At 48.4% G+C, this 20,205-nt stretch carries 20 protein-coding genes; 1 reads left to right on the top strand and 19 read right to left on the bottom strand.

Features of this window, described 5'->3' with window-relative positions:
* Positions 1 to 118 precede the first annotated feature (118 nt).
* The 17 genes from ABN764_RS01980 to ABN764_RS01900 form a co-directional block, all read right to left on the bottom strand.
* The gene (locus ABN764_RS01980; RefSeq protein ID WP_021254645.1) at positions 119 to 1,639 is read right to left on the bottom strand and encodes an AAA family ATPase; all 1,521 of its coding nucleotides are present in this window, start codon (positions 1,637 to 1,639) and stop codon (positions 119 to 121) included.
* The gene (locus ABN764_RS01975) at positions 1,611 to 2,174 is read right to left on the bottom strand and encodes a quinolinate synthase (protein ID WP_446670756.1); all 564 of its coding nucleotides are present in this window, start codon (positions 2,172 to 2,174) and stop codon (positions 1,611 to 1,613) included. The genes ABN764_RS01980 and ABN764_RS01975 overlap by 29 nt, the downstream gene beginning before the upstream one ends.
* A gap of 243 nt (positions 2,175 to 2,417) precedes the next feature.
* Positions 2,418 to 2,936, bottom strand: coding sequence for a hypothetical protein (locus tag ABN764_RS01970; protein WP_446670755.1), 519 nt, complete (start codon positions 2,934 to 2,936; stop codon positions 2,418 to 2,420).
* Between the two features lie 15 nt (positions 2,937 to 2,951).
* Positions 2,952 to 4,262 carry an amidohydrolase gene (locus ABN764_RS01965; RefSeq protein WP_446670754.1) on the bottom strand — a complete coding sequence of 437 codons (1,311 nt, stop codon included), beginning with the start codon at positions 4,260 to 4,262 and terminating at the stop codon, positions 2,952 to 2,954.
* The gene (locus tag ABN764_RS01960) at positions 4,259 to 4,906 is read right to left on the bottom strand and encodes a redox-sensing transcriptional repressor Rex (RefSeq protein WP_021254649.1); all 648 of its coding nucleotides are present in this window, start codon (positions 4,904 to 4,906) and stop codon (positions 4,259 to 4,261) included. The genes ABN764_RS01965 and ABN764_RS01960 overlap by 4 nt, the downstream gene beginning before the upstream one ends.
* A gap of 16 nt (positions 4,907 to 4,922) precedes the next feature.
* Entirely contained in the window at positions 4,923 to 7,793 is a 2,871-nt protein-coding gene (locus tag ABN764_RS01955; protein ID WP_174807706.1) for an ATP-dependent DNA helicase DinG, 3'-5' exoribonuclease type, read from the bottom strand.
* A 145-nt stretch (positions 7,794 to 7,938) separates the two neighbouring features.
* Positions 7,939 to 8,595, bottom strand: coding sequence for a tetratricopeptide repeat protein (locus ABN764_RS01950; RefSeq protein ID WP_021254651.1), 657 nt, complete (start codon positions 8,593 to 8,595; stop codon positions 7,939 to 7,941).
* A gap of 204 nt (positions 8,596 to 8,799) precedes the next feature.
* Entirely contained in the window at positions 8,800 to 9,186 is a 387-nt protein-coding gene (gene panD / locus ABN764_RS01945; protein WP_021254652.1) for an aspartate 1-decarboxylase, read from the bottom strand.
* Between the two features lie 10 nt (positions 9,187 to 9,196).
* Positions 9,197 to 10,087 (bottom strand): pantoate--beta-alanine ligase, encoded by an 891-nt coding sequence (gene panC, locus ABN764_RS01940; protein ID WP_446670753.1) that lies wholly within the window; start codon positions 10,085 to 10,087, stop codon positions 9,197 to 9,199.
* Positions 10,084 to 10,953, bottom strand: a complete 870-nt coding sequence (gene panB / locus ABN764_RS01935; RefSeq protein ID WP_268623346.1) for a 3-methyl-2-oxobutanoate hydroxymethyltransferase — start codon at positions 10,951 to 10,953, stop codon at positions 10,084 to 10,086. Before panB ends, panC begins: the two co-directional genes overlap by 4 nt.
* Positions 10,954 to 11,288: 335 nt before the next feature.
* Positions 11,289 to 12,257 carry a biotin--[acetyl-CoA-carboxylase] ligase gene (locus ABN764_RS01930; protein WP_174807704.1) on the bottom strand — a complete coding sequence of 323 codons (969 nt, stop codon included), beginning with the start codon at positions 12,255 to 12,257 and terminating at the stop codon, positions 11,289 to 11,291.
* The gene (locus ABN764_RS01925) at positions 12,254 to 13,591 is read right to left on the bottom strand and encodes a CCA tRNA nucleotidyltransferase (RefSeq protein ID WP_446670752.1); all 1,338 of its coding nucleotides are present in this window, start codon (positions 13,589 to 13,591) and stop codon (positions 12,254 to 12,256) included. The genes ABN764_RS01930 and ABN764_RS01925 overlap by 4 nt, the downstream gene beginning before the upstream one ends.
* Positions 13,592 to 13,693: 102 nt before the next feature.
* Positions 13,694 to 14,854: an N-acetyl-alpha-D-glucosaminyl L-malate synthase BshA gene (bshA, locus tag ABN764_RS01920; RefSeq protein WP_044355307.1), complete on the bottom strand. Its 1,161-nt coding sequence runs from the start codon at positions 14,852 to 14,854 to the stop codon at positions 13,694 to 13,696.
* A gap of 38 nt (positions 14,855 to 14,892) precedes the next feature.
* Positions 14,893 to 15,594 (bottom strand): bacillithiol biosynthesis deacetylase BshB1, encoded by a 702-nt coding sequence (gene bshB1 / locus ABN764_RS01915; RefSeq protein WP_419149734.1) that lies wholly within the window; start codon positions 15,592 to 15,594, stop codon positions 14,893 to 14,895.
* Positions 15,591 to 16,013, bottom strand: coding sequence for a methylglyoxal synthase (locus ABN764_RS01910; protein ID WP_021254659.1), 423 nt, complete (start codon positions 16,011 to 16,013; stop codon positions 15,591 to 15,593). Before ABN764_RS01910 ends, bshB1 begins: the two co-directional genes overlap by 4 nt.
* 97 nt (positions 16,014 to 16,110) lie before the next feature.
* Entirely contained in the window at positions 16,111 to 16,914 is an 804-nt protein-coding gene (dapB, locus tag ABN764_RS01905; RefSeq protein WP_174810851.1) for a 4-hydroxy-tetrahydrodipicolinate reductase, read from the bottom strand.
* Between the two features lie 44 nt (positions 16,915 to 16,958).
* Positions 16,959 to 17,342, bottom strand: coding sequence for a MazG nucleotide pyrophosphohydrolase domain-containing protein (locus tag ABN764_RS01900; protein WP_021254661.1), 384 nt, complete (start codon positions 17,340 to 17,342; stop codon positions 16,959 to 16,961).
* 200 nt (positions 17,343 to 17,542) lie between these two features.
* Between ABN764_RS01900 and ABN764_RS01895 the strand changes: the two genes are divergently transcribed.
* Positions 17,543 to 18,412, top strand: a complete 870-nt coding sequence (locus tag ABN764_RS01895; RefSeq protein ID WP_268623343.1) for a YitT family protein — start codon at positions 17,543 to 17,545, stop codon at positions 18,410 to 18,412.
* Positions 18,413 to 18,655: 243 nt separating this feature from the next.
* Here the strand turns inward: ABN764_RS01895 and ABN764_RS01890 are convergent, their stop codons facing one another.
* The gene (locus ABN764_RS01890) at positions 18,656 to 19,492 is read right to left on the bottom strand and encodes a sporulation protein YpjB (protein WP_446670751.1); all 837 of its coding nucleotides are present in this window, start codon (positions 19,490 to 19,492) and stop codon (positions 18,656 to 18,658) included.
* Positions 19,493 to 19,545: 53 nt separating this feature from the next.
* Entirely contained in the window at positions 19,546 to 20,193 is a 648-nt protein-coding gene (locus tag ABN764_RS01885) for a DUF1405 domain-containing protein (protein WP_446670750.1), read from the bottom strand.
* Positions 20,194 to 20,205 lie beyond the last annotated feature (12 nt).

The raw sequence follows: 20,205 nt of genomic DNA, 5'->3' as shown, positions 1-20,205 counted from the left end.
TTTCCTGTTGCTATGCTCTGCATAGTGTACCCGAGATGATGGTTTCGTTATCAGTGCATAGGTACCTCACCTTATCTTACCATGAATATGAGAGCAAAAAAGAAAAACCAGCGTGAAATCACGCTGGTAATTGTTTCTTGTCACATAACAGACACCGGAACGTATCTCCGTTCACCAATTCCTCTTCCAACAGACGCTGCAAACATCGCTCAAAAGCATCTCGGTGCTGTTCCAACAATTCACGCGTTCGATAGGTCAAATCTACCATAATCGTCTGCGTTTCTTTTGTCAAGACATCTGGTGAGAGATGTTTCAAACGTACAATGCCGAGATCCGTCAATCCTGCATTCACCATCGTCTCTACAATGTTGAGTGCTTGATCGAAGTCCCCCTGTGAGCCCGTACTACGGTTGCCGTAGAACAACTCCTCTGCTACCGATCCGCCCAGCGCAATGATGATTTGCTCCTCAAGAAATGGCTTTGTATACAGGTAGCGATCTCCCTGTGGTTGATGTCGAACATAGCCTAATGCTTGGCCGCGAGGGCTTAACGCAACTTGAGATACGCTTCCCGGTCGGACAAGCTCTGCGGCTATCGCATGTCCAAGTTCATGAATCGCCACCCGGCGTCGTTCTTCCTCATTCGTCTCTCGATCACTCTTCTCTCCCATTAACGTCTTATCAATCGCAAGCGAGAGATGCTCCATCGTAATCGCCTCTTGCTCCTGACGCATTGCATAAATAGCCGCCTCATTCAGGACGCTCTCTAATTGAGCGCCTGAGAAGCCGAACGTTTCTTCTGCGATTTGCTCCAGACTTACTTCTTCCGCCAGTGGCTTATTCGTAGCATGCAGCTCCAAAATATGCTTGCGTCCCTTCTTATCCGGCATATCTACTTGGATATGACGATCAAAACGGCCTGGGCGCAGCAATGCACTGTCCAGCATCTCTTTACGGTTCGTGGCCGCCATTACCAGAATACGCGGTGACTCATCTGCGTACAGTCCATCCATCTCCGTCAACAGCTGGTTGAGCGTTTGATCATACTCTTTTTGTTGCCCACCTTCACGCTTGCCGCCGATCACATCAATTTCATCAATGAAGATAACTGCATTTTGTTTTTTCTCTTTCTCAGCACGCTGTCTTGCTTCCTTGAACAGCTCTCGTACACGTCCCGCTCCGACACCGACATACATCTCAACAAACTCACTGCCTGACACACCAATAAATATCGCGTCTGCATAATGAGCAGATGCTTTCGCCATTAATGTTTTCCCCGTCCCTGGGGGGCCTGTTAACAATATCCCTTTCATAGGACGAATACCGAATTTACGAATGTCATCTGGTCGTACCAGAAAATCAAGAGCTTCAATCAATTCATTCTTGGCTCTATCCTGCCCGCCAATACGCTCGAAGCTCATTTCACTAATCTGATTATTGCCTGACTTCGCACGCCCTGACGAACGCGCCAAGCCTGCTTGTCCTCTGCGATTTACAAACAGCAGAAGAGCACTGATCGCGGCAACTGCCGCGATGACCGGCCATATATTAACTCCAAGATAACTGACAAATAATATCGCTGGGATTACGATCCCTAATGCCAATTCCCAACTACGAACGGATTGCCGTTGCTTTTTCATTAGGCCATACCCCCACAGGCGATGCTTGCAAAGGAAGCAATACGGTCTTGCTTCCTTTCTCATCCTTGAGTTGAATATACACATATCGTGAATCCATTTCCGTTTGGATCTGAATACCTGGATTTTGCTGCTGCAGTTCCTTCAACCTAACAGGAATATCGCTGTATTTCTGATGTACCATTGCATCTGCAATGTCGAACATTGCACGTGACCATAACTTATCCATAAGCGGCGTGCTCTCATCATTCAAGTATTCCAATTGTACTTTTTTCCCGCTCGAATTCTGTTGCAGCTCGTCCGACACTCTTTCAATCAGGCTGCTAATATTGGTGCCATCCTTGCTCTTCAGCTTCACTTGCAGCGCATCAGGATACCATTGAACATCATACTGCGTAATTTCAGCATGCTGCTTCAATACTCGTTCCACAGGCTGCTTCACGAAATTACGTTCATACAGTGTCCAACCTCCAAATAGTGCAACAGCTGTCGTGACCATAATGAGCAAAGTAGGCATGATTCGAATCTTTTTCGCCATGCTGAAACCTCCTGTTGCAAATATATATCAATACCCCTAGTAATCTCTTTCTGATATATCAAGAGTATATCACATATGTTACTTCAACTATGGATGTAATGTGTACCATGATTGCCATCGAAATGGAGTTACTCCAATACAAAAAGCGCTGCTGCTTCGCATAGCGTACAATATGTACGTCATATGCAAAGCAGCAGCGCTGCAAAATCGCCAATAACTCGTTATTGGCTAACATTGAATATGTTATTTATTAGGCAGCGTATAGACATCCCCTATTGAGGAACCATTCGCAAATGAATAGAAATGATAGAAGTAATGAACAACCCCTTGTTCATCCTTGCGTTTGACCAATGCCTGCCATACATATTGATCATCCTTAAATGCTGGCGTAATGCGGATTACATCCGCATCCGGATATTGGGCTTCTATCTGGGCTTGAATCGTCTCTTTAGAGGTTGATTCCGCCATAGGAGTTACCTTATCAGGGAGTACCCACACGGTCTGCTCCTTACCATGTTCGTCAGTTCCCCGCACCATGTATACGACTTGATCCCATACACCCTTCTCCACTTCTGTCACATTTACGAGCTTCACTGCTTCATTCGCCCGCTTTATTATTTCCGCTTCCTTGACCCATTCGTCCTTATTGATGTATTGCACATACTGATAAGTGGCGAAGAACAATCCGACTAGAAATAAGAGAACGAGTACCGGAATCAACCACTTCCAATGCGACCTCCGGCGTACGCGTCTTCTCTGCATGAACTCTCCTCCTGCCTACCTTGCCAGCAAGCCATCAAAGCATTGCTGCGCCTCGCGAAGGATTCGTTCTTCATCCATCGTCAAGCATTCCCCATTCTTCACAACCTGCTTGCCGTCAACCCATACATGCTTGACATCTTTCGCAGACGCTGAATATACCATGTGGGATACCAAGTCGGTATGCGGCAGGAAATGAGGCTGATCAATATCTACCGCAACGAAGTCCGCCTTCATGCCTACTTCAAGGGCTCCAATATCGTCAAGGCGAATGGTCTGCGCGCCATAGATCGTACCCATGCGCAGCGCCTCTGCAGCAGGAACCGCAGTTGGATCGCCGGACACCCCTTTATGAATCAAGGCCGTAAGGCGAATTTCTTCGAACATATCCAGATTGTTGTTGCTAGCTGCACCGTCCGTACCCAAGGATACAACAACACCCGCACGCAGCATCTCAGGAACACGAGCGACACCGCTCGCAAGCTTAAGGTTGCTTCCTGGATTATGGGACACCGCAACTTGATACTTCGCAAGCGTCTCAATCTCTTCGTCCGTCAAATGAACAGCATGCGCAACGAAGGAAGGACGGGAGAAGAATCCGAGCTTCTCCAAATGCGCAACCGGACGCAGTCCATAATCCTTCACATTCTGTTCAACTTCTGCCTTTGTCTCTGACATATGCGTGTGCAATGGCAAATCCAGATCATGAGCAGCCTGTACGAAGCTCTCAATAAAGGCTGGAGGACAAGTATACGGAGCATGCGGCGCCATAATCGTACGAATGCGGCCATCTCCCTTCCCATTCCAATCCTTCGCGAATTGAATCGCCTCGTTCAGCTTCTCGCGCTGTACATCCTCTGGGCATAAGCCAATCGCACCGCGCATAAGCGATGCACGGATACCGGATTGCTCACATACCTTCGCTACTTCGTCCATGTAGTCATACATATCTACGAAGGTTGTTGTACCGCCCTTCAGCATTTCGATCACAGACAGAGCTGTTCCCCAATAGACATCTTTGGCCGTGAACTTGCCTTCCATTGGCCACATTTTCTCCTGCAGCCATGTCTGAAGCGCCAAGTCATCCCCATACCCACGAAGCAGAGACATTGCAGCATGCCCGTGTGTATTAACAAGGCCTGGAATGAAAAATAGACCTTTGCCATCGATGATTTCAGCATCAGCTGCTGTATATTGCTCTGGCAGCTCCGATCCAATATGAACGATGCGATCATTCTCAACAACCATGAACCCATGGAATGAGGACTGCTTCGCAGTTGGAGACAAATCGGCGAACATGCCGTTTTTAATAATGATTCGGTGTGTCATTCGGCGGGTACTTCCTTTCCATTATCAGATAAATAATAGGCCAAACTGAACAAATCCGTTGTAAAATCGGCAGTATGCACACGGATATTCGAAGGAACCCTCAAAATGACAGGCGCAAAGTTCAAGATCGCTTCTACTCCCGCCTCTACAAATTGATCAGCTACATACTGAGCTTCTGTAGCAGGAACCGTGATAATCCCGATACGGATTTGCTTCTCGCGTACCGTCGTAATTAGGTCAGACATCGGCTGAACTTTCAGGTTATTTATCTCGGTATTGATTTTGGATTCCTGTGCATCGAACACTGCAACGATCTTCATATTATCTTTCAAGTATACGGTGTAGTTACAGAGTGCGTGACCTAATTTACCTGCACCGACCAATCCAACATGGATAACTTGATCCAGTTTCAAAATATGTCTGATTTGTTGAATCAAATACGATACATCATACCCAATGCCCTTGCGGCCGAAGTCGCCGAAATACGCTAGATCCTTCCGAATTTGCGCAGGATTCAAGTTCAGCTTCTGTCCCAAATCTTGAGAAGAAACTGTGAGCACTTCTCGCTGCTTCAATTCCAATAGATGACGTAAATACACGGGTAATCGCCGAACGACAGCTTCTGATATCTTTAGTGCTTTCATTCTGAACAAGCCCCTCTCATCGCTCTCCAATGCCTCTTTGATTATGGTCTAGCCACGTATCAATACGTGGTACAAGTTGTTCTGTTGCCATATGCTCCATTTTTGGGCCAGGCAGCGAGTAAAGAAAATGTTTGCCGTAGCTTGTCTCTATTACACGAGTGTCATATATGATGACAATACCCTTATCCTGCGTCGTGCGCACAAGGCGGCCAAATCCTTGCTTGAAGCGAATTACAGCCTGTGGGACGGAATATTTGCGGAATGGATTCTGATTCATCCGCTTCAGCCGATCGCACTTCGCTTCCACGAGTGGATGATTCGGTGGCTGGAATGGCAGCCGTACAATCGCAAGACATGTCAACGCATCTCCTGGAATATCAACGCCTTCCCAGAAGCTGCTCGTTCCTAGCAGGACTGAATTCGGCTGATCTCGGAATCGACGTGTCAGCTTGCTTCGGTTGCCGCTGTCAATCCCTTGTCCCAGCACTTGAATGCCATGCAGGCTAAGCGCCTCCTTCAGCGGTTCATACACATCCCGCAGCATGCGGTATGACGTGAATAAGACAAGCATACGTCCTTCTGTTACCTTTGCTACATCAGCCAAGGACTGCATCAGCGTCGAGTTAAACTTGGCATCTGATGCTCCCTTCACACTAGGGAAGTCACGCGGGATGACAACAAGTGCTTGTTCCCGGTAGTTGAACGGCGACGGAAGTATGACCGTATTTAGACGACCATCCCGCTGCGCATCCTTCAAGCCAAGCTGTTCAGCTACGAATTGGAATGATTTATCAACGGACAATGTAGCCGAAGTTAAGATTACGCTCTTCTTCGGCTCGAAGAAGTATCGCTTCAGCGCTTCGCTTACATCGACAGGGACCGCATACATTTGCATTGATTTATGCTTGTATTGGAGATTGCCTTCCATCCAGTACACGGTATCCGCATCCTTGCCTTGCATAAATTCACGGAATTCATCGCGAAGCTGCCCTATGTCCTTGAATAAACCTGTCACATCAGCCGTGACGCCCTGCACTTCATCATCATCATAATCCTTCCATTCATTAACGAGCTTCTCCCCCGAACGAACAATATCACTTAAACGCGTGTGAATATCGCCTTCGAGCTCCGATACGGAGCTCCATCCATCAGGACGATTGCCAGATGGCAGCCGGAGAACAGCTTGCCCGCCTTCCGCCTGCCCCGCTTCATTCATGGAAGGAAGCATTTGATAGAGCAGCTCATGCAGCCGATCCCATTGATCCTTAACATCGACAAGCTGTGTTAACAGCTTCTCGATCCCTTCAGCCCATACGAGCGCTTTTTCATTGCCTGACAAGCGAAGACGCTGCTGTAGCAATACAAGCGCACCATTCTTGCTGTCTTTGAACAATTGGGTCAGCGGATGAATGAGTGAAAAATATTGCAAGTGAATCCCTAAATGTTTGCCTGCCGTTTCTTCGAAGTGATGTGCTTCGTCTACGACAAGCTGTTCGTATGCGGGGAGCAAACGATGCTCCGCAATCACGTCCGTAAACAATAGGGAATGATTCGTTATAATAATGTCCGATAAATTCGCATCATTCTTCGCCCGGTGGTAGAAGCACCGACGGAACCAAGGACATGCGCGATTCAGACAGGAATCACTATCACTGGCAACGGTATCCCAGAAGTCTGCACCCTTATGAACGAAATGCAGTTCTTCGTCATCTCCATGCTCCGTCTGACTGAGCCACACCAGCATTTGGGCAGCTGTCAAACTATCATCGCGTGCATGTACATACTCTCTATTACTTATTTTATGTTCAAATTTTCTCAAACACAAATAGTGACTGCGGCCTTTTAATACGGATGCCTTAAACGGAACCGGCACAATCTTCTCCAAGAGCGGCAAATCACGCTGTCTCAGCTGTTCTTGCAGATTAATTGTGTGTGTGCTAACAATCACTTTGCTCTCTTGAGAAACACTCTGATATATGGATGGCAGCAAGTACCCAAGCGACTTGCCGGTACCAGTACCTGCTTCGATTAGCAGGTGATGCTCTTGTTCGAAGCACTCCATCACTTCATTGAACATCTGCTCCTGCGATTCGCGCGGCTCATAATTATCCAAACGGCTTGCCAGATTCGTCTTAACCTGATCTAGGAACTGAGCGAAGGTCACTCCCTTAAGTGGGTTCTCTGCTGAAGAATCACGCGGCGCCTCCGTCTCTGTCCAATCCGTTTGCTTCAACGTCAATTGGCGGAACGGATAATACCCTTCTTCTTCTGTCCAATCAGACACCTCACGCTCCTGAAGCTTCTCTGCAAGCAGCCATTTCAAATCCCGCTCCTCTTGATCGCCAAACACATCAACGACGCGCTGTAGCGTCAATAATGGAAGCTGGTCAATCGCTTCTAAGCAGCGAATAAATATATCTGCTGTCGCCCTCGCATCACTGTCTGCTTGGTGCGGGCGATCATGAACAATCCCCATCTCATGTGACACAGATCCAAGCTGGAAGGAAGGCAGCGATGGAAAGAGGATGCGAAGCAGCTCAATTGTATCTAATATACGACCTGTGAACGGCAAATATCCTGTCTGTTCCAGTGCCCTGCATAGGAATTGATAATCGAAGGCCACATTATGGCCGACCAGTACGACATCCCCTAGCAAAGGGACAAGCCCCGTCATGGCATCATCAATATCCGGAGCATCCTTCACATCTTCCCCGGTAATGCCAGTGAGCTGCGATATAAATTCCGGTATGGGAACGTTTGGCCGCACAAGCGTATGATATTCGCGTTCTATCTTCAAATCATGGCCAAGAATAACCAAACCAATTTGAATTATTTCATCGTTCGGCTGACTGCCGGTCGTCTCAAAATCCAAAACAGCAAATCTCATCTTAATAGCTTTCCTCTCACAATTTCTGTTCTTAGCATAACAGATGTTCAGGCGTTTGGAAATGACTAGAGGGAAACATCTGTGCGTATTTTTTCCACACAGTCGTTCCCCTCCGATGTCATGAATCATTGATATTACATGCATGTTATTGGATATGCATCATGTGCTCGCCGCCGAGTTCAAAATGACCGCTTTTGGACTGGCATACCTTCAAATTCATAATCGGTTCCGGCAGAGCCGGATCCCATTCATGCGCCTTCAGGAAGCATGCTTCTGCCTGTGCAAACTGATGCTGCTTCGCATGAATGCAGCCAAGCGCATTGCAGGCAATGGCCTTCATGCTGTTGTTGTCAGTCAAAGGTATGATAAGTTGAAAATGATGTCCTGCTTCCTGACAATTCCCTAAATGCAAGTGCGACATCGCCAAATACGCGCGCACCTCGATATTCTCTGGCTGAATCTTAGCCGCCTGTTCCAAAAACATAACTGCTTCCTTATACATCATGAGCAAATAATACCCCTGACCCCGCTGATAGGGATCCCCATAGTCCGGAATAGCTATTTTGCTCTCCTTCACTGGGCATGGCTGTACGGGTACTGAGCTTCCCTTGCCTGCTTTGGGCCTTAACAATGACAGACGCTCTTCGAAGCGCAGCCATTCCTCCACAATATGGTCACTCATGGAGCGAAGCAGCGACACTTGATGATCGAGTTCCTGTTTTTGCTTTCCCTTCGCATGCGGGTATTGAGCAATCACTTCATCCAACAGTTCATTCATGGTCTCGAATACATGTTGCAGCACGATTCCATCCCACCTTCACAAGTGTTGCGTATCGTTGTCTTATCGGCTCACGTTCATTGTGTGTCTCACAGCTAAGTTTCATTCGGTGCTCCAACGATTCCCGTGCGCTGGCTTCCGTTGTCAGCGAAGCAGAGCAGCAATACGTCCTGCATGGTAGCGCAAGCAAGCAATTCGGCCATAAATCATGCCCCTAATCGAAATGCATTAACGAATGGTTGAATGCTCTTCTGTTAGATTCATTACTTCAACAGGCTTGTTATCTCCATCAACAAAAACAATATTCGGCTTGTATTGACGTGCCTCTTCATTCGTCATGGATGCGTAAGAAATAATAATGACATTGTCCCCTGGTTGTACCAATCGAGCTGCCGCACCATTCAAGCAAATCACCCCTGAATGCTTAGGCCCTGGAATCACGTAAGTTTCTAAGCGAGCTCCATTATAATTGTTTACGATCTGAACTTTTTCATTCGCCCAAATATCAGCCAGTTCCATTAAATGCTCATCGATCGTAATACTGCCAACATAGTTCAGATTTGCTTCTGTCACCGTAGCACGGTGAATTTTGGATTTCATCATTTCGCGCATCATTTAGTTCACCCTACTCTCCAAGAGTTAACATACGATTATCAATTAATCTTGTCCGACCGAATTTGACTGCAAGTGCAATCAAAATATTGGTACTTCGCTGATCTAGCGACATCTCCGGCGCCAGTGGCTCCAAATCTGGGAAGCTCAATACTTCAACATAGTCGATGTCTGCCAGCGGCTGCTGTGCTATCATATCCTTCATCTTCTGCTGAAGCATTGGGGCTGTCAGCTGCGGATTCTCTTCAAGCCAGACGTCAACTTGACGCAGTGAGCGGGATAGTACGAGCGCTTGCGCCCGTTCTTCCTCAGACAAATACACATTGCGCGAGCTCATTGCCAGACCATCTGCTTCGCGTACAATCGGACATGGAACAATCTCAACTGGGAAATTCAAGTCCTCCACCATGCGCTGAATGACAGCAACCTGCTGTGCATCCTTCATACCGAAGAAGGCTTGATCTGGCTGCACGAGGTGGAACAGCTTCGTAACAACGGTTGTCACACCGTCAAAGTGAACCGGACGCGTAGCCCCACACAGCGGACTTGTAATGTCATCCACATGCACTTTGGTTTTGGTAGGTGTAGGATACATCATGTCCGGTGTTGGCATGAATACGATATCCGCACCATGCTTCTTCGCTACCGCCAGATCCCGTTCTTCGTCACGAGGGTACTTCTCATAATCTTCGTTTGGCCCGAACTGTATCGGATTGACGAATATACTTAGGACCACAATATCGCATTGACTGCGAGCCTTGCTTAACAAGCTCGCATGCCCATCATGCAAATACCCCATCGTTGGAACGAAGCCAATGGTTGGGTCTCCGTCCGGACGTCTATGTTCAAGCTTCATGCGACGCAGCGCGTCTCTCAGCTCTTGTATGGAATGTACTGTGATCATGGTGTCTGCACCTTCCCACTTCCGTATAATTGTCCTGCCAATTCCTCATCTGCAGCGAATACATGCTCCTGGGCTGGGAATGTGCGCTGCTTCACTTCTTCTACATAAGAAGCAAACGCTTCACGAATGGTCGTTCCTACATCCGCATATGTTTTTACGAACCGCTTAGGACGATAGTCTGCATCATATCGTACGATATCATGGAATACGAGCACCTGCCCATCACATTTGACACCGGCTCCGATTCCGATTGTCGGAATCTCTAGCCGTTCTGAGATATAAGCAGCCACCTCATCCGTCACAAGTTCTAGTACAACACCGAAGGCTCCCGCCTCCTGCAGTGCTAGGGCATCTTCAAGCAATCGCTGTGCATCTTCCATCGTCTTGCCTTGGATTCGATATCCTCCAATTTGATGTACCGATTGCGGTGTCAAGCCGATATGTCCGAGTACCGGCACACCTGCCTGCACACAAGCCTTGACCATAGGTGCAATCTCCGCTCCGCCTTCCATTTTCACAGCTGTTGCATGTCCTTCTTGCATAATGCGGCGAACCCCATTCAGCGTCTCAGCCGCCGTGCTGTGGTAAGTCATGAATGGCATATCAGTCACAATAAACGTGTTCGGCGCTCCCCGGCGCACTGCGCGGGAGTGGTATACCATATCATCGATCGTAACCGGCAATGTAGAATCATAGCCAAGCACGACATTGCCCAAGGAATCACCGACGAGGATAATATCGACGCCCGCTTCCTCTGCCAATCGAGCAGTAGGATAATCATAGGCTGTCACCATGGCAATGGGTTCGTTTTGTTTCTTCATCGTTTTCATTTTAACAATACTTAGCGGCTGCTTCGGTTTGTTCATTCTTTCTTCATCTCCTTCAACGTCTCTTTGGCGCATTTCAACACAATCTTCCATCGTCTCTCTTACCTGATAGCTGTTGCTGTGCGCTTTTTTCTTAGTGTGTGCAAAACAAAAAACCTTTTAGCATTTCCACTAAAAGGGTCCATAAGAAAAAAAGAGGTCGCAAGCGGACGTCCTTCTGTCTCGGTCCCTTCGGCTCAGAGCAGAAACGTGCTACACGTTCGTCAAGGAATATGCACTTCACTTCAATCTTCCTTGCTGTGTGTGGCCGGTGCGGTTCCGCGAGGATACCGCCAAGCCGACACTTATTATACCAGAGTTTATTCCTACTTACATCACGTAAAGTGTACATCCCCGGAAAAAATTTTCCGGTAACAACCATCCTCGCCCAGCACGATAAGCGCTCCGGAGTCATCAAGTCCCTGTGCAACCCCAGATACAATTCCGTTCGGGGTCGTCACCGACAGACTGCGTCCAATGGTTACGCTTTGCGCTTCCCATAGCGTACGGATCGGTGCAAATCCTTGCTCAACATACAGCTTGTATAGCTGCTCTAATTCAAATAAGCACTCTGCAAGCAGTGAGGCACGATCAATTTCCTTACCCGAAGCAATTTTGAGCGATGTCACTTTAGACCTCAATTCATCTGGGTAGTCATGCTCTTCCAAATTTACACTGATGCCAATCCCCGCAATAACATGAACAAGTCGCTCATCCTCAGCTGAAGATTCTGTCAGTATTCCGCATACTTTTTTATCTTCATACAAAATATCATTGGGCCACTTTATTCCTAAATCCACGTCCGTCATACGCTTCATTGCGCGGCATAGCGCAACTGCGGAAAGAAGTGTCAACTGCGGCGTGAATTGTAGCGGAATTTGCGGGCGGAGGATCAAGCTCATCCATATCCCCTTACCTGCGGGTGAATGCCAGTTTTTCCCATGTCGACCTCGCCCCACTGTCTGCTCCTCTGCAATAATGACCGCACCATCTTCCGCTCCCTGCCGTGCCCACGCAGCTGCTTCGTTCTGCGTCGATTCCGTACGGGCAATGATACGAAGCTGGTGTCCTAGCTTGCTCGTCTTCAGTTTCGCAAGCAGCGACAATTCATCCAGCTGCGTTGGCATTTGAACGAGTCGATAGCCCATCTTCGGCACAGCTTCGAATTCGTAGCCCTTCGAACGAAGGCGATTGATCTGCTTCCATACGGCAGTTCGCGATATTTCAAGTCTCCGGCTAATCTCTTCACCGGATATAAACTCTCCTGGATGTTCCTTGAACCATGCTAGTAATTGATCACTCATTGTTCGTTCCACGCTTTCCTTACGTAGTCCAGCAGAACCTCGCGCTCATTAGCAAGTTCCCCTAATGCTACGGAGAGCCATACCTGCTCCAAGCATTGGCGTAGCCATGGCCCTGCTATCCGTTCTGTGGCTTGCAACACATCCGAGCCCGTCAGGGCAATATCTCGCAAGCCCCGGACGGGAATGTCCTCCAGCCAAGCCTCGCCGTGCTGGAGGAACGGCTGCATTGCAGCCGCATACTCGCGTGCCGCCCCAACGCCCAGTAGGGCGCGGCGGCACGCGAGTGCATCGCGGAGACCTTGTTCGCCGACAGCGAACAGGGTCTCCGCGAAGGTGCGGCGCCACGCGTCCAAGGCGCCGCTATCTTCCCCGGCCGCGGCCAAGGCGGCAGTGCCGCCAGCCGCGAGCCGGGCGTCCGCGCGCAGGACGGCCAGCATGGCGTCCTGCTGCGCGCCCGAGCAGCGCAGCGCCTGCACAATGCGCTGCGCCTCCGCTTCGTCTACCTCATGCCCAAGCAGCAGCAGCGCCATGCGCTTCTCGGCCGTATCCACCTGGCCGAGCGTGCACAGCAGCGGCTGCCACACGGCAGCATCAGTCGACGCAAGTGCTCCCAGCGGCTCCTTCGTATGACCCAGGAGACCGCTGCGTACGAGCAGCCCCCATCCGCGCGCCGGATTCGGGCCTGCTGTAAGCTTCCACAGCTCGTCCCGCACGCGTTCCATCGCAACGAACGCGAGCGTCTCCCTATTGACCCGCAGCGCCTTCCAAGTCGACTTGGCGAACACGCCGCCAAGCAAAGACGCAAAGCGCACACCCCGCATCATTCGCAGCGCATCCTCGCGGAAACGCTCCTCGGCTGTGCCGACACAACGGATGATGAGCCTTCTTAGATCGGCTTGTCCACCAAATGGATCATGAATGCACCCGTTCACATCCTTAGCCATCGCATTAATCGTGAAGTCCCGTCTTCTTAGATCCTCATCTAGATCATCAATAAATTCGACTTCCTCTGGCCGACGGTGCCACTCATACGCCGCTTCCTTGCGAAAGGTGGTCACCTCATAGGTATTCTGCGGCATCACAACAGTTACCGTCCCATGCTGCAGCCCTGTCGGAATCACCTTCGGGAACAAAGCCACTACCTGTTCTGGGTGGGCGGATGTCGCGATATCCACATCATAGATCGGCCGCCCGATCAGCGGATCGCGGACACAGCCCCCAACCATATAAGCACTGAACCCCGCTTCCAGGAGACAGTTCATCACTTGTTCCGCTTCCTGGAACAGCGAGTTATCGGTCAAGCCGCCCCTGCTTCCATATTCATCGCCCATCATCAGGTCTCCTCCCATCAATACATACAAGAGCGCGCAACGGAGATGGCCATTGCGCGCATTCGACGTGTGGTGGTAATGGGTACGGTATATAGCAGATCACCCTCAGCACACCGGCTTCGGATCCAACGCTTCCTTCCCAAGCACACGATAATAAATTTGTTCATATTGCCACGTAATGAGATCGTTGCAGAATACATGTCGTGCCCGATGCAGACATGCCTCATGCATCTTCTGCGACAATTGCGAATCAGACAGCAATCGAATCGCATAATTGGCCATCGCCGCTGTATCTCCTGTTGGCGCTAAAAACCCCGTCTCTCCATGGCTCACCAGCTCTGGTATGCCCCCTGCTTCGGAGCCGATCGTAGGTACACCGCAAGCCATCGCTTCCAGGGCCACTAACCCGAAGCTCTCCTTCTCGGATGGGAGCAGCAGCACATCTGCCAGCGAAATCACCTGTGCGATTTCATCCTGCTTGCCGAGGAAATGTACCCGATCTTCCAGTCCCAACTCTCGAATGCGGCACTGCACCTTCGGCATGTCAGGCCCTTCTCCGACGAAGACGAGGCGTGACGGAACTTGCTCCTGAACTTGATTGAAAATATCCACCACATCACTCACCCGCTTAACAGGGCGGAAGTTCGAGATATGCATCAATATTTTCTCATTCGGGTATGCGAAGTCGGCACGGAATTGAGCAACTTCCCTTGGATAGTACACACGTTTATCTACAAAATTGTACGTAAGATCAATCGGACGTGTAATATCAAGCAATTCTCTTGTTTCTTTAATTAAATCATTCGATACAGCCGTAACCGCATCACTCTCATTAATGGCGAAGCGAATCATATCCTTAAGCGATTCGTCCTGAGCCAATACCGTTATATCGGTTCCATGCAGGGTAGTGACTACTTTCAGCCCTGGGTGGGCCATTTGCTTCGCCAAATAAGCGCATACCGCATGCGGAACCGCATAATGAACATGCAGCAAGTCAAGCTGCTGCATGTTTGCCACTTGTGCCATCTTGCTTGCCAGAGATAAATCGTAAGGAGGATAACGAAAGACATAATAATCGTTAACATCGACCTCGTGATAATGAATATTCTTCTGAAAGCTTGCACCTAAGCGAAACGGAATATTATGTGTAATAAAATGAACCTGATGTCCCCGCTCAGCCAATAGCTTGCCTAGCTCCGTCGCCACAACACCAGACCCACCGAGCGACGGATAACACGTAATGCCGATTTTAAGACCTTCGTTCATAGCTGTCCCCCCTTTTCGCCATTCACTCATACGGATTACTACAAGAAAAGAGATACCGCAAACGGGCCTTTCACGACAAACCCTTCCGCATACTCAAATCCGCGAGTCTGACCAAGCAGCGAATCTCGTGCAGCAACCCGCTCCACATAATTCTGATTCAATGGAGTTGCGACAAAGTCATTGTCGCCATCTGGCTTCATAAACTGAGAGCGATATGCTTGAAGCGACTTCCGCTTCTGATCATATACATCAGACACATCAACCAGAACTTGAGAAGCAGCAACATCATTAATAAAGTAATAATAGACTTGCTCAACCGTATGCGCAGGCAGCTCTGGCATATAACGCCGTAGCTTCGCATTGAACACTGCTTCCTGAACAATGCGACTGCAGGCAATATGATCAGGATGGCGATCCTCCCAGTAAGGCATGAAGACAATACGAGGACGATGATTGCGAATAGCGGTTACCACCGTATCGATATGCTCCTTGCTTACTTGTAAACCGCGATCAGGAAGGCACAAATTACCGCGTGCCGAGAGCCGCAAGATTTCTCCTGCTTCCCTCGCTTCCTCTCTGCGCAGCTCTACCGTACCATTCGAGGACATCTCCGCTTCAGTCAAATCGCAAATGCCGACACGATACCCTTCCTTCGTATGCTTGGCAATCGTGCCCGCCATGCCGATCTCGACATCATCAGGATGCGCTCCGAATGCAAGAATGTCGAGAGTATTCATCATTCTTCCGTTCCCGGCTTATATTTATGTGTCAGTTCACGCCATGCGAAGTCGCCGCGTTCAAGCGCCTTAACAAGAATTTCTGCTGTCGCAATATTCGTTGCAACTGGAATGCCCTGCACGTCGCATAGGCGAAGAAGAGCAATAATATCCGGCTCGTGAGGCTGAGCCATTAACGGATCGCGCAAGAAGATAATGAAGTCCATTTCATTTTGCGCAACAAGTGCGCCGATCTGCTGATCGCCGCCGAGCGGGCCAGACTGGAAGCGATGAATATCCAGGCTTGTCTGCTCCATAATGCGCAGCCCTGTCGTACCCGTTGAATATAATTTATGACCTTGGAACACTTTTTCATATGCGATAACAAAATTAACGATTTCATCTTTTTTGCGATCATGTGCAATAAATGCGATATTTAGCATGTCTATCCCTCCGTTGTGTGTCCCCTGCTCACATTCATTTCGATGCTATCTAAACATACAAATGCCTACAGCATTAAGCGAAATCGAAGTCAATTGATCAGTCATCAAGCAGGTGCTCGAAGCCGTATATCAATTGCTCCAGATTCATTACCTTCTTGACTGCCATATTCACACCTGGCATATACCCTGCACGCTCATAGGAGTCGTGACGGATTTTAAGAGATTGCCCATAGCCCCCGAAGATAACTTCCTGCTGAGCAAAGACCCCTGGCAAGCGAACACTATGAATACGGAATCCGTTGTAATATCCGCCGCGGGAACCCTCGATCTTCTCTTCTTCATTCGGATTGCCTTGGCGATGCTCTGCTCTTACCTGAGAGATCAATTCTGCTGTCTTCACAGCAGTTCCGGAAGGAGCATCAAGCTTCTGATCTCCGTGATATTCAATGATCTCGAGATCCGGGAAATACTTGGCCGCTTGCTGTGCAAATTGCATCATAAGAATGGCCCCAATAGAGAAATTCGGCGCAATCAGACCACCAAGCTTCTTCTCTTGGCAAAGTTGCGACAATTGCTCAATCTCTTCCGGCTGGAAGCCCGTTGCCCCAATAACAGGGCGAACTCCATACTCAATTGCAAGCATCGTATTCTTCATTACGGCCTGCGGGATCGAGAAATCAACCATCACATCTGCTTCTACCTTCTGCAGTGTCTCTTCAACATCTGCTGTAGTTGTAACACCGCATGCAGGTAGACCTACTAGCGTGCCCGCATCGACAGCTCCCGCTGACGGTGCAATTGCTGCAACCAGTTCCAAGGACTCGTCCTGCAGTACCATTTTCACAACTTCTCTTCCCATGCGTCCGCTTGCACCCGAGACGGCAACGCGAATTCGTTCCATTTTATGTCCCCCCAACTGCTCCAATAACGATATGTTTTTTTCGATTATGATTCGTTTGATGTCTGTTCATCAATCCGTGTCCATCGATTCGCGTCACGTGTATTGAACTTGTGCATGCAGGCATCATGAGCCTTCGTCAAGTCGATACCGAGCGAGTTCGAGAAGCACAACAGAATGAACAATATATCTCCAAGCTCCATCTCAATGGAGTTGTCTTCTTCTGAAGCCTTCTTCGGCTTCTCCCCATAGCGATGATTCACTTCACGCGCCAATTCCCCTACTTCTTCAGACAATCGGGCAAGCATCGCAAGGGGGCTGAAGTAGCCTTCCTTAAACTGTGATATGTAGTCATCAACTTCCTGCTGCATTTGCGCGAGTGGCTTGCTGCGCAGGGAAGTGAGGAAAGACTTCATCTCTGGATTTGTCATACGATCCCCTTCTTTATTCATGCAAAAGTGGTTTGAAATGAATGAAATCTGCTGCCTATAATGAGGGTAACGACTTCGTTACTTTCTGCTACTATGTTATCGTATCACCGTCTGGAAAACAAATGCTTTTTATCTGCTTCGTAATCCGATATACTAATGAACGAATGAGCATCTTCCTGCCTAAAGGAGCCTGAATATTTGTGAAATCGACCATTGTTCAACGCATTTGGAATACGTTTCTCCCGATAACGATTGGAACAGCGATTTTTGCATTTGGATTAATTTACTTCATCATGCCCAATCAGTTGATGGAAGGCGGCGTTACTGGAATTACCGTCCTATTGAATTATGCAGCAGGAATTCATCCATCAATATCTACGCTAGTCTTGAATATCCCACTGTTCATCATCGGTTGGAGAGCACTTGGCATGAAGCAGCTGGCACTAAGTTTTTACGGTGTTCTTAACCTCACGTTCTTCCTATGGTTGTTCGAGCGTGCGGTCTCCATGCATTGGATTTTACCATTTCAAACTTCGAATGACTTCATTTTGGCCACCTTGTATGCCGGCGTTACCGTAGGAACTGGACTCGGTATTGTCTTTCGATTTGGCGGTACTACAGGTGGCGTCGACATCATCGCCCGGATTGCGAACCGTAAATTCGGTATCAGCATGGGGCAATTCATCCTTATCCTCGATATATTCATCATAGGGGCTGCTCTGTTCTATATTCCGAAGGAAAAAATTCTATATACGCTCGTTGCTGTATTCATTTCCTCTAAAGTCATCGATTTTATTCAAGAGGGTGCATATGCGGCCAAAGCATTCACCGTTATCTCTGATCATTCGCAGGAGATTGCGGATGCGATTACAAATGAAATGGAACGCGGGGTCACACTTATTCCAGCAGTAGGAGCATATTCCCGCTCTCAGAAGCAAATGGTGTACTGTGTCGTTAGCCGCACAGAAATTCGCCGTTTCAAAACAATCGTAAAAACAATCGATCCACGGGCATTTATTGTTGTGAACGATGTTCATGATGTGCTTGGTGAAGGCTTTCGAGAGGAGTAAGTAAAAGAAGCTCTGCCTTCGCGAACGCTGGGAATTCCCATCCCACTGCTTGCACAGCGTTCTACTGAAATCATATTTTAGCCCCAAATAAACAGACCTCGAAGCAAGCCTGCTGTCGCTGGCCTATATCGAGGTCTACTGTAAGATAGGCATGCATAAAAGAATGAAGAATTCGCCCATCCCATCCTTCATTCTATTTTTCAATCCTTGCCTGTCCGAACGAGATACTGATAAAACTGACTTCTACCTCTTACTATTGCGGAAGTTCCCTGGACGAATAGCATATTGTTCATAGCGATACTTCTGAAAACCTACATAAGCCAACATCATGCATACGATAAAGGCCAGCATAAAAATCCATTGAAACGGCATCGGTGTATAAGCAAGCGGCCCTAATGTCGGATTCGCCTTACTCGAACCAAATAACTGGATCAGCACCGAGTCTCCATATTTATTTAATGCCTGATTTGCTTCCTTAGGACTGTGTTTTCCCATTATTGACTCACGGATAAGCTGGCTTAACGACTCCATCATCTCAATCGTCTGCACATCTCGCTGGATGGTCGCAGCAGGACGAATCCGATCAATATGTTCCAACCAGCGGTTGGCATAGGGAATCCATTCTCTCTTATTATCCGTAGCAAGCAATCGTGCCATATCATCACGCAGCACCTGCTCGTATTGAAGCCACATCGGTTGCTTCGGATTGGTTAATGCATCCGTAGCAAGGCGCAATCTGGCCGATGCACTCATCAATTCCTCTTGCTTCAATTGAATGAAAGGCAATATCCGCTTCACTTGTACGATTGCATCGCTAAGTGCACGCACACCTTCAACACTTGTCGCATCATTAAATGTTGTCTCCGTGAACAGCTTCCCCATAGCCTGAACCGCTTGTTGTATCTTCTCGATCTCTCCTGCAACGCTCGCCCGATAAATCTGTTCTGCATACTGATCTAGCTGCTTCCACTTCTCGCTCGCCGTCTGACCCGGTTCAGCAGCAAGTCGAGATCCCGCATATGTAAAATCGGGCAGTCCTAGGAATACGAGCATACATATCACAACCATTACCGCACGCATGTACATCCCTCCCCCATCATCGTATGGGAGGATGTCCACATTTAGAACAAAGCTTACTTCGGTAAATTCGTTCGTTGGTCTCGATAGCGCATTGCTAGCCAAGTCATAACGACACTAATCCCTGTCCATGTAAAAGTAAAAATACACACTGCAGACAGTTCATTTGCCAGTGTATTCGGAAGCCAAGGGTATACCCCCGCACTGTAATCAACGGTATCATTAAGCCACGTCCAACACGTAGCCAGCGTTAGCGCTGCACTGCCAAATGCAAATAAGCGGACAAATAACAGCCCTTCAACCGCCATCGCCAAATGTGAACCGATTAGCATCCAATCCTGCCACACCATTGGGGAGCCCAAATAAGCTCCAGCTACTATCATGACGCATGCCCAAATCCCATATTTAATCGACGTAACAACGCCTAACGCTTCAATAATACGTTTTGCAATCGTGCCAAATATTGTTCGAGGCTGCGGGCGAAACAGCAAAAATCCAATACTGATCGTAAAGAACAGACTTGCCGTAGGACTATCTGGAACGAAAATCAATTGCCAAGCAGGGTTGTGCTCCAACGTGTAGATTAACTGATTTTTATACCAATAGTAACCATAAATCGTTCCAAGAAGATTGCTCCAAAATAATAACCATAATACCCATCGCTGCGAAAGAAAACGTGTGCTGATCAATGATAACAAGTTCATATTTGCTCCAGT

This window comes from Paenibacillus wuxiensis (assembly GCF_040195695.1).
GTDB lineage: Bacteria > Bacillota > Bacilli > Paenibacillales > Paenibacillaceae > Paenibacillus_B > Paenibacillus_B suaedae.
The sequence above is the reverse complement of the archived record's forward strand: the minus strand, read 5'-3'. Positions and strand labels throughout refer to the sequence as shown.

Bases quoted from the DNA above. Each gene is read 5' to 3' on its own strand.
- bshA (WP_044355307.1), bottom strand. From the start codon at position 14,854: ATGAACGAAGGTCTTAAAATCGGCATTACGTGTTATCCGTCGCTCGGT.
- ABN764_RS01885 (WP_446670750.1), bottom strand. From the start codon at position 20,193: ATGAACTTGTTATCATTGATCAGCACACGTTTTCTTTCGCAGCGATGG.
- ABN764_RS01910 (WP_021254659.1), bottom strand. From the start codon at position 16,013: ATGCTAAATATCGCATTTATTGCACATGATCGCAAAAAAGATGAAATC.
- ABN764_RS01970 (WP_446670755.1), bottom strand. From the start codon at position 2,936: ATGCAGAGAAGACGCGTACGCCGGAGGTCGCATTGGAAGTGGTTGATT.
- dapB (WP_174810851.1), bottom strand. From the start codon at position 16,914: ATGGAACGAATTCGCGTTGCCGTCTCGGGTGCAAGCGGACGCATGGGA.
- ABN764_RS01900 (WP_021254661.1), bottom strand. From the start codon at position 17,342: ATGACAAATCCAGAGATGAAGTCTTTCCTCACTTCCCTGCGCAGCAAG.
- ABN764_RS01925 (WP_446670752.1), bottom strand. From the start codon at position 13,591: ATGATGGGCGATGAATATGGAAGCAGGGGCGGCTTGACCGATAACTCG.
- ABN764_RS01930 (WP_174807704.1), bottom strand. From the start codon at position 12,257: ATGAGTGATCAATTACTAGCATGGTTCAAGGAACATCCAGGAGAGTTT.
- ABN764_RS01955 (WP_174807706.1), bottom strand. From the start codon at position 7,793: ATGAGATTTGCTGTTTTGGATTTTGAGACGACCGGCAGTCAGCCGAAC.
- ABN764_RS01975 (WP_446670756.1), bottom strand. From the start codon at position 2,174: ATGGCGAAAAAGATTCGAATCATGCCTACTTTGCTCATTATGGTCACG.
- ABN764_RS01980 (WP_021254645.1), bottom strand. From the start codon at position 1,639: ATGAAAAAGCAACGGCAATCCGTTCGTAGTTGGGAATTGGCATTAGGG.
- ABN764_RS01890 (WP_446670751.1), bottom strand. From the start codon at position 19,492: ATGCGTGCGGTAATGGTTGTGATATGTATGCTCGTATTCCTAGGACTG.
- ABN764_RS01965 (WP_446670754.1), bottom strand. From the start codon at position 4,262: ATGACACACCGAATCATTATTAAAAACGGCATGTTCGCCGATTTGTCT.
- panB (WP_268623346.1), bottom strand. From the start codon at position 10,953: ATGAACAAACCGAAGCAGCCGCTAAGTATTGTTAAAATGAAAACGATG.
- panC (WP_446670753.1), bottom strand. From the start codon at position 10,087: ATGATCACAGTACATTCCATACAAGAGCTGAGAGACGCGCTGCGTCGC.
- bshB1 (WP_419149734.1), bottom strand. From the start codon at position 15,594: ATGATGAATACTCTCGACATTCTTGCATTCGGAGCGCATCCTGATGAT.
- panD (WP_021254652.1), bottom strand. From the start codon at position 9,186: ATGATGCGCGAAATGATGAAATCCAAAATTCACCGTGCTACGGTGACA.
- ABN764_RS01960 (WP_021254649.1), bottom strand. From the start codon at position 4,906: ATGAAAGCACTAAAGATATCAGAAGCTGTCGTTCGGCGATTACCCGTG.